Annotated in this window: 1 protein-coding gene; it reads right to left on the reverse strand. The window is 39.0% G+C overall.

All coding sequences use genetic code 11. The features are described from left to right. Positions 1-98: 98 nt before the first annotated feature. Entirely contained in the window at positions 99-1811 is a 1713-nt protein-coding gene (locus tag DCC39_RS18725; protein WP_116556396.1) for an IS1634 family transposase, read from the reverse strand. Positions 1812-1971: the final 160 nt, after the last annotated feature.

Below are 1971 nucleotides of genomic sequence, written 5' to 3' on the forward strand. Positions count from 1 at the left end.
CCTGACTTTTGCAGTTCAATTGGACAAAAAACAGCCGTAATCCTTTGGTATATAAGGGTTTACGGCCTTTACTTTTTTGCAGAAAATCATAGCGAATTTTACCCTTTTTTTGTGGTAGCGAAAATTTTTTTTATTTCCCCAAGAGAGCGAACTCTTTTCGAAAAATCAATGTGAAAAACAGAGCCAATATCATTAAGAACATCATCAAAGTAATCAAACAAGTAGTAGTTTCGTTTCATGTGTGTGCATTCTGATTTTGAAAGACTTTCCAGGATACGTCCAATACTGTACTTGTGGTCCAACTTGTATTCAATAATTCTTGCAATTGTAAGCGCGATGAAACACGTTAGAAAATGCGCCTGAATATGTTCTTCTCTTGAAACATAAACAGGGCGTGCTTCCAAATCGCTTTTCGTTACACGAAAAGATTCTTCGATACGCCACAACCCTCGATACATATCGATGATGTGATCGTCGGATTCTTTGTATTCACTCGTGACAATCGCATAGTAGCCATCAAGGGCTTCCTCTGCCTTTATTTTTTCTGCGTCGAGTTCCAGCCTCTTTTGTGGCGAAACAATCTCCCCTGTCTCTTTATCAAACTGTATATCTTTTATATAACCGGAAGCACCATAGGAGGTCGCCCGCGAATATTTGCCGGGACTCCCGATAATATCCATTGCTTTGGCAATGGTTTTTTCGCGATCCGCTTTTGCTTTTTTTGCATATTTTTCACTGTAGAAAATCACTTGTTTTTCATCGACTACCTTTTTCAATTTTTTCCCGTTTCTTGAGGTGACCTGAATGGTTCGAGGAGTAAGGCGTGATTTTCTTTTGTACTCTTTCCCGTACCATGTATAGCCATTTTCATCCATCACATATTGCTTGAACGCTTGATTGGCACCCCGCACAGACAGACTAAACACATACCCATGTTTTCCTGACAGGGTGTAATGGATGTTATCTCCAGTGGTCATGCCTTTATCGGCAACAACGATGATTTTACCGAGATTATATTCCTTTTGAATTCGAGAAAGACCCGGTCGGAACGTGAGACAATCATTTGTATTGCCTGGGAACAACTCGAACGTGATGGGAATCCCTTGGTTATCGATAAATAACCCCATTTGCACAATCGGATTGGGGCGGTGCTCTTTGGATACGCCTTTTTTTCTTAAATCATCGAGGGTGTCGGTCTCGAAGTAATAATTCGTTACGTCATAGTAGACAAGATCGGTACGACGTCCGTACAGCTCTTTAATGCGATCGTTGAGTTGTGCTTGTAAGGCGGAACTATGTTTATAAAAGAACGATAATGAGCGATAAACATCATCGAGCGAGTAACTTTGCTTTTCGAAATATAATGATCGGTTTTCAAAGGTTTTTTTCTTCGAAGCTGGATAAAGGAGTCTCGAAAAGACAAGCAATTTCATAATGTCATTACTGCTAAAGTCGATTTTTGAACCACGCTGTTTCGAGAGAAGAAACTTATCAATTTCAAGCTCATAATAGATGTGACTAAGCACAGCGTAACCAAAGTTTTTTCGGTAAGGATGATCACTTGTTAGTTTTTCATCATGGGAAAACGCCATGGAGACAGGGGTTGTTCGTTCCGCCTTTTTCTTTTTCAATTCCTGCACGCGCTCGTTGAAATAAGCAATTGGATCGTCATATTGTTTTTCCAATTCATCCAAATAACCGACCTTCTCAATGGTGACGGTTCTGGAGTGTCCTTTTTCTTTATCGTAATAGCCATCAACAATGGATAAATAGATACGGCCACTTTTTTGCCGTGTTTTTTTGAGGTACATGAGATTAACCCCCAATTGGAATATATAACCATTATAGTCTACTTCGCTATAATTCGCTATATAAATTATCATAAAAAATAAAATAAAAATAGCCTGTAACGATAGATATACCAGTGCTTTAGGCTAAATGGATTTATAATTCAAGTGCAAAACTATGGAT

This window comes from Pueribacillus theae (assembly GCF_003097615.1).
GTDB classification, from domain to species: domain Bacteria; phylum Bacillota; class Bacilli; order Bacillales; family UBA6769; genus Pueribacillus; species Pueribacillus theae.